Genomic DNA, 7063 nt, shown 5'->3' on the forward strand with positions numbered 1-7063 from the left:
GTCGACTACCTGGGCATGGCTGGCGAGGCGCCACAGACCTGATTCGCCAAGGCCCGCTTGTTGACCTTGCCCACGCTCGTCTGCGGAAAGCTCTCCAGGACCATCAAACGATCGGGCAGCTTGAACGCAGCCACCCCCAGACGGCCGAGATAGGCGTTCACCTCGGCGAGCGTGGGCGCCGCACCGCGCGCGATGATGCAGGCACAGGTGCGCTCCCCCAGGGTGGCGTCCGGGACGCCGACGATGGCGACGTCACGGATCGCCGGGTGAGCCATGAGGTAGTTCTCGAGCTCCTCGACCGGGACCTTCTCCCCTCCCCGGTTGATCACGTCCTTGCTCCGGCCTTCCACCACCAGGTGCCCGCCGGGGAGCCGCCGCACCAGATCTCCGCTCCGATAGAAGCCGTCGGCGGTGAACGCCCGGCGATTGTACTCCTCCGCGCGATAATATCCGCGGATTGTGTAGGGACCGCGGACCTGCAGCTCACCGACCTCGCCGTCCGCTACCTCGACATCCGAGGCGTCGACGATCCTCACCTCGTCGTCCTCGGCCATCGGCCGGCCCTGCGTGTCGATCACGGCGGACTCGGGGTCGTCGAGCCGCGTGAAGTTGAGCAGCCCTTCCGCCATGCCGTAGACCTGCTGCAGCCCGCAGCCGAGGACGGGTCGGACGCGCGCCGCCGTCTCGGCCTTGAGGCGAGCGCCTCCCGCCTGGATCCACCGCAAGCTGCTCAGATCGGCCTGCACCCACTCCGCCGCCTCGAGCCACAGCAGGACGAGCGGCGGGATGAGGGCGGTCACGGTGATCTTCTCCTGCTCGATCAGCCGAAACGCGGCCTCGGGGCTCGGGTCCTTGCAGAACACCACGGTTCCGCCGGCGTAGAGGGCGCCGAGGGCGCCTGGACACCCCAGGGCGAAGTTGTGCGCGATGGGGAGGCTCACCAGGTACCGGGTGTTCGCGTCCAGGCCAGTCACATCGGCGCTGAGGCGGACGTTGCAAACATAGTCGTCGTGGGTACGGGGGATCAGCTTGGGAGCGCCGGTCGTGCCGCCCGACAGCAAGAGCAGGGCGACGTCGCGCGCGTCCGGCCCGGCCATGATCTCCGGCGGCGCGTCCACCTCGGCGAGCGGCACGAACTCCTCTGCGTCGCCCACCACGAGGACATGCCGGAGGCTCGCCACCCGCTTGCATACCGAACGGGCGAGCGACCGGTAATCGAAGCCGACATGCATGTCGGCGATCACATAGGCGACCGACTGGGAGAGCTCTGCCAGATGCACGATCTCCGTCTCTCGATGCGCCGGCAGCGCCAGCACCGGGATGGCCCCGATCCGGAACAGCGCGAAGCACAGGGGCAGAAACTCGGCGATGTTGGGCAGCTGGACCAGGACGCGCTGCTCCTGCGCGATGCCGAGCCGGCGCAGCCCGGCGGCCATGCGATCCGCGCGCTCGTCGAGCTCCTGGTACGTCCAGCGACGCGCTCCGTCGACGACGGCCACGCGCGCCGGCGTCGCTCGGGCCCGCGTGCGCAGCATCTCTCCCAGGCGCTCGCCTCGCCAGTACCCCGCTTCCCGATAACGATCCACGAACTCAGCGGGCCAATCGACACATCCACTCAACATGGGAGCTCCCTCGCTTTCACCGACGTTCGTCGGCGCTCACTGTCCTGCGCTTCGATGCGCGCGGCCCGGGTCAGCGTTCGGGCGGGCGGGCAGCACGGCCGCGCCGTGCAGGAGGGTCGGGTCGAGATCGGCGGTCAGGCCAGCGATCTCGATGGCGCAGACCCCCGTCACCTCGGCGGGCTCGAGCGCGAACGTCGGGTCGTCACCGACGATCCGGCGCACCGCCTCTCGATGCTCGGCGCGGACCCCCATGCGCACCCGGCTGAGCCTCTTGGCCCCGTTCGGATGGCGGTTCTCTCTCGGATGTTGAGGCGGGTCGTAGGGGGTCACGATGAACGGGAGACGATCGTTCGCCGGATAGGCAAACTTGAAGCGGATCTCCTGGCCATCGGGCTTCGTCCGTCGCCACCCGATGGCTCTGCCGACGGGGATCCCTGCCTCCCGCAGCGCGGCGAGCTCACGGTCGAGACCGTGCGTGTCCACCACGACCGCCACGTCGCAGAAGCCCTCACCGTGCTCGGACCAGCGGATCATCCGCCGGCCCGAGCCGCGCCCGGCCATCAGCTCGATCGGCCACTTGAACCACCGCGCGCTGCGCGGCGTCGTGAGCAGCTCGACGATGGGGCCTTCCGTGAACCAGATGTGCGCGTGCTGGGCCTTTCGCTCGGGTGTCGCGTAGTCCACCTTGAACCCGAGCTCTCTGTAGTCGCGCACGGCTTGATGAATGTCGCGCACCCATACCAAGACGTGGCTGCAAGAAGTCGCCATGTTCATTTCTCCCGAGCGCCAGGCGCTCGATCAACGCGCGCCGCTCCCGGCCGCATCGGAGGTGGCAGCGCGCGCCGCCGCACGCAGCTCGTCGAGAGGGAGCGGCTCCGGGGTCTCCGGACGGATGAGCTCGGGCATCCCGATCCGCTCCGTCAGATCTCGCCACGCGAGCGACACGCCCAGGGCCCACTGGCCGCTGCGGACACGGCGGGCCGGGTCGGCGATGTCGCCGCACAGGTCGTGCAAGGCGACAACGACCGCGTCGGGCCACGTCCGCGCGAACACGTCGTGATAGTTGCGCGTGTGCTGGTCGCCCAGGATCGACGTGCTCTCCACGGCGAGGCGGTCGGTGCCGGGGCCGCTCATGATCAGGCGCCCGGTCGAGTCGCGCGGCGAGTGCAAGCGCGGATTCCAGAGGACGGGTCCGTGGGTGTCGGCCAGGGTCAGCACGCCGGCGTCGCATCCGAGCGAGATCCGGTGCATGAGCAGGGAGTGATTGTCGGGATCCTCGGGGTGGACCTGGTTCTGCACGCGGAGCGTCACGGGCACGCCGCCGAGGGTCGCGCTCAGGCTCTGAAACGGCTGGCCCGCGGCCGGCGACGGCCGGCCGCCTCGCGGCGCGCATTCGGAGAACGACCACGGGCGCAGGTCGCCTGCGGCGCGGCCGATCACGTCGAGCAGCGGATAGGCGACCTGGCTGTTGCAAGCGGCGTCGATGAACTGGACGCGCTGGCGCTTCCTGATGTACTCGGCCGCGGCAAGGAACTGCCGGATCGGGCGCACGTTCGGGTACAGCGTGTTGACCGCGTACGCGGCGCCCCCCCGCTTCGCGGCCTTCAGGCACGCGGTGATCTCCGCGGCGTGCACGGGATGCTCCTGCAGCACGTGGATCCCGCGCTCGAGCAGCGTCCTGGCCAGATCGGAGCCTGGGCCGCCGGTCGCCCCCGAGCGCACCACCACGCAGGCGATGTCGATGTCGCCGGGGATGTCCTCCACCCTTGTGTAGAGCGGCGCTCCGTAGCGCTCGGCGCACTTCCTGGAGAACTCGCTGCCGCGCCCGAGCACGCCGGCCAGCGTGAACGAGCCCTGCGCCGACGCGACCGCATCGAGGTAGATGCGCCCGAAGGCGGTGCCGGCGACGACGACGCGCTTCTTCTTGCCGCCGCCGGCGCTCACCAGGTCACCCGCATCGTGAGCGGGCCGCGGAAGAACGTCGCGGTCTTCCACTGGACGTCGGCGTCGAGGCGCAGATCCGGCAAGCGGGTCACGAGCGCTCTCAGCGCTTCCTGGAGCTCGACCCGGGCCAGCGACGCGCCGATGCAATAATGCATCCCACAGCCGAACGCGAAATGCGCCCGCGCGTCCCGATCGAAGTCGAGCCGGTGTGGATCGGAGAACTTGCGGGGGTCGTGGTTGGCCGCGCCGACCGACGCAAACACGGGCTCACCCGCGCGCACCAGCGTGTCGCCCACCTGGACGTCCTCGGTGGCGTAGTGCGGAAACATCGCGGCGGACGCGATCGGCACGAAACGGAGCAGCTCCTCGACCGCCTGCGCCACGAGGCCAGGATCCGACTTGAGGCGCGCGAGCTGCTCCTGATGGGTCAGGAGCGTGTAGATGAAGTTCGGGATCTGCGAGGAGGTGGCCTCGTACCCCGCGATCAGGATGGCGATGCAGAGCTGGACCATCTCGCGCTCGTTCAGGCGGTCGTCCACGTCGTGGGCCTCGATGAGCGCGCTCATCAGGTCGTCGCCCGGCTCGGCCCGGCGCAGGCGGATCAGCCCCATGATGTACTGGGACAGCTCGCCGAGGTTCCGCTGCGTCTGCTCCGCGGTCTGCGTGTTGGTCGAGAGCAGAGAGTCGTTCCACTCCTTGAACCTGGACTGATCCGCCACCGGAACGCCCAGGAGCTCGCAGATCACGGACATCGGGATCGGCAGCGCGTAGTCCCGCACGAGATCCGCAGGGGGGCCTTTGGCCACCATCCTGTCGATCAGCTCGTTGGCGAGGTCGCGGACGTGCGGGCGCAGCTGCTCCACGCGCCGGTTGGTGAACGCCTGGGTGACCAGGTTGCGGATGCGGGTCAGCTCGGGCGGGTCCATCATGACGATCCCGCCGGCGATGCGCGGGAGCGCCCTCGGGGCGTCCGCGCGCTTCGTGGCCTCCTCGCGGCTGAACCGCCGGTCGGACAGCACGAAGCGGACGTCCTCGTAGCGGGTCGCGAGCCACGCCGGCTCGCCGTAAGGCAGCTTGACCTTGAGCAGCCCCGGCGCTTGCTGAGCGCGGGAGTACGCAGAGGCGAGCGCGATGCCGTCGAAGAGATTGAAGGGATACGGGATGGGGGGATTCGTCGCGGTGGTCATTGCGTTCGTCCTTGTGATGCCGCCGTGGAAAGCGGGCGGGAATCGAAGCGCCGGCGGCGCGCGGCCCAGTCGCGCAGCCGCTCGCGGTCGAGGGCGCCGCCAGCGGCGAGCGGCAGCTCATCCACGATCTCGATGCTGGCGAAGGCTCCCAGGCGCTCGCCGAGATGCTCGGAGAGGCGCTCCGAGGTCAGCAGCGCCCGATCCATCTTGGTCCGGGCCGCGAACACACGATGGCCGAGCCGCTCCAGCGGGTGGCCGTCCCGGGGCAGCCCGAGGACGCGCTGGAGGCCAGCGCCGTCCAGCGCCGCGTTCCACTGAGGCAGCGAGAGGAACGTCGACTCCGTCTCGGCCCTGCCGTCGCTGGCGTCGTCCAGCATGAAGGCCTGGGAGGCCATGACCCAGAACTCTTCGACCGTGGGCTCGGTCAGGACGAGCCAGCCGCCGGGGCCGAGCAGCTCGTTGAGCCAGCGGAGGGAGGCATCCGTGTTCCGCGCGGCGTTGAGCACGCCGCCTCCGATGATCACGTCGAACGAGTTCGGGACGAAGCCCTGTTCTCTCGGCGCGACGTTGATGTCGTAGAGGCCGAAGCGCACGCACCGGTGCCCGGCGAGCCGCGGGGTGGCCTGATCGAGGAAGTACCTGGAGACGTCGGTGTAGAGGTAGTCGACCTCGGCGCCCGAGAGCTCCGGCAAGAGCGACTCGGAGGTCGCCCCCGTGCCGGCGCCGACCTCGAGCAGCCGGATCGGCCGCTGCCCGGGCCATTCCCTGGCAATCCTGCTCACGAGGAGGCTGACGGCGCGGTGCTGGTACCGGGCGGCGATGCTCTCGCGATACAAGGCCCTGGCGAGGTCGGTGCGCCCTTCCGGGAACAACAGGTGGACGGCCCGCACCGCGCCGGAGATCAGGTCGGGCAATCGGTCGGCGTTGCGGACCGCGTAGTCGATCGTGCCGGCCGCGCCGACCGTGGCCAGCCATTCTCCCTTCAGCTCGTCCCATGCGCGCGCCAGCGCGGCGTCCGAGAAGTCGCAGACCGGGCCCACGGCGCTCAGCAGATCTCCGTCCCGGCGCAGCAGCTTCTGCTCCGCGAGCACCCTGAGCCAGCGACGGATGAGCGGCCGATGCGCGGCGGCCACACGCGCCCGCGCGAGCACCTCGTCCACGGTGTGGGCGGCGGCCGTGTCGGTAAAAAGGCCGCTGCGGCCCAGCGCGTTGAGCATCGACAGCAGCGCTGTCTGTCCCAGCCGCTCCACGGCCGCGATCGCCCGGTTCAGGTCGGTCCCGGCGAGCTCGGCGTCCAGCGCGGCGGTCGCCTTGGCGATCAGGCGCTGTCCGCTCGCGTCCCCGTCGGCATCGTCGCTGGCACGCTTCGCGGGGACGGCAAAGACGGCCCAGCCGTCGCCGTCGGAGGGGATCACCGCCGCCGCCGCCACGCCCGGATGGCTCATCACGAGCTCCGCGATGCGCGCCGCTTCTTGCTCGGCTCTGCGCAGCTCGCGCTCCACGGGCACGAGCCCGGCTTCACCGGCGATCCTGTCCACGAGCTCTGCGCCGAAGACGCGCCGCACGGCCGCGGACGACTCGGCGGACAGCGCTCCACCGGCGCCTGCGCCGGCGTCGACCACGATGCGCCGCAGCGCCCCGAGGTCGGCGAGCGCGGCCGCCGGGTGGGCCAGGAGGCTGCGCAGCAGCGTCGCTGACACGATCGCGCAGTCCGGGGCCGCTCGCTCGAGGAACGAAAGGGCCTTGGCCGGGCTCGCGGCGCTCGCGTCGACCGCATGATGGTGGACGGCGGCGCCGGCGCTCCAGCTCGCGAACACCGCATCCCCGCCGAACCCGGCCAGCGGCGAGAGCACCGCCGTGCGCGCAGGCGAAGGGCCGATTGCGTCGCGCAGGGCAGCCACCGACTCGCAGAACACCGCTCTCGACCACACGAAGGATCCGCGAACCACGGAGAACGGCGCGTCGTCCACCAGGCGGGGCTCGCAGGCGCTCGCCCCGTCGAGCGCGGACAGGTCAGCGTCCGTGATCCTCAGGACATCGCCGCCGCCGCTCGCTGGCGGCTCGGCGGAGAACCGCGCGCCGAGCAGCATGGCAGCCAGCCGGACCGACAGGGCCTGAGGCCTGTCTCCGGCGCTCCAGCTCAGCGAGCGGCCCGCGACGGCCCCGCGCTGGCGCAGCGCCGTGACAGCGCGGTACGTCGAGTCGAGCACCTCTGCTCCGGTCCACTCGCGCCCGCTCGACACCAGCGCCGCTCGATTCCCGAGGCGCTCCAGCCCATCGATGATCTGTCTCACGGTCATGGCACCTCCT

The 7063-nt window shown here is 70.6% G+C and carries 5 protein-coding genes; all 5 read right to left on the minus strand.

What is annotated here, in order from left to right:
• Window positions 1-5 precede the first annotated feature (5 nt).
• The 5 genes from WMF39_RS40605 to WMF39_RS40625 are packed head-to-tail and all read right to left on the minus strand — an operon-like array spanning window position 6 to window position 7053.
• Window positions 6-1622 carry a (2,3-dihydroxybenzoyl)adenylate synthase gene (locus WMF39_RS40605; protein WP_437741808.1) on the minus strand — a complete coding sequence of 539 codons (1617 nt, stop codon included), beginning with the start codon at window positions 1620-1622 and terminating at the stop codon, window positions 6-8.
• A gap of 36 nt (window positions 1623-1658) precedes the next feature.
• The gene (locus WMF39_RS40610) at window positions 1659-2390 is read right to left on the minus strand and encodes a VOC family protein (protein WP_437741809.1); all 732 of its coding nucleotides are present in this window, start codon (window positions 2388-2390) and stop codon (window positions 1659-1661) included.
• 30 nt (window positions 2391-2420) lie between these two features.
• Complete coding sequence (locus tag WMF39_RS40615) at window positions 2421-3566, minus strand: Gfo/Idh/MocA family oxidoreductase (RefSeq protein WP_437741810.1); 1146 nt, start codon at window positions 3564-3566, stop codon at window positions 2421-2423.
• Window positions 3563-4753, minus strand: coding sequence for a cytochrome P450 (locus WMF39_RS40620; protein WP_437741811.1), 1191 nt, complete (start codon window positions 4751-4753; stop codon window positions 3563-3565). Before WMF39_RS40620 ends, WMF39_RS40615 begins: the two co-directional genes overlap by 4 nt.
• Window positions 4750-7053 carry a methyltransferase gene (locus WMF39_RS40625; protein ID WP_437741812.1) on the minus strand — a complete coding sequence of 768 codons (2304 nt, stop codon included), beginning with the start codon at window positions 7051-7053 and terminating at the stop codon, window positions 4750-4752. Before WMF39_RS40625 ends, WMF39_RS40620 begins: the two co-directional genes overlap by 4 nt.
• Between the last annotated feature and the right edge of the window lie 10 nt (window positions 7054-7063).

Source organism: Sorangium sp. So ce1504 (assembly GCF_051521635.1).
GTDB lineage: Bacteria > Myxococcota_A > Polyangia > Polyangiales > Polyangiaceae > Sorangium > Sorangium cellulosum_B.